We start from the raw sequence: 213 nt of genomic DNA, 5'->3' as shown, positions 1-213 counted from the left end.
TTTTTGCAACAGTTTTGTTGCAAACTGCAACAGAGTTGTTGCACTTTTGTTGCTGCCTGTTGCAACAGTTTGAGAAACCCTAGTATTTATAGGGGATTGAATAGCTTCCTTCTTAAATTCTTTTTGCAACAGTTTTGTTGCAAACTGCAACAGAGTTGTTGCACTTTTGTTGCTGCCTGTTGCAACAGTTTGAGAAACCCTAGTATTTATAGG

1 protein-coding gene is annotated in these 213 nt (G+C 38.0%); it reads right to left on the bottom strand.

All coding sequences use genetic code 11. The features are described from left to right. Positions 1-213: hypothetical protein (locus Q0881_RS17835; RefSeq protein WP_299163347.1), on the bottom strand; the 213-nt coding region annotated here is incomplete at both ends.

It is taken from the genome of uncultured Tenacibaculum sp. (assembly GCF_947494125.1).
GTDB lineage: Bacteria > Bacteroidota > Bacteroidia > Flavobacteriales > Flavobacteriaceae > Polaribacter.
The sequence above is the reverse complement of the archived record's forward strand: the minus strand, read 5'-3'. Positions and strand labels throughout refer to the sequence as shown.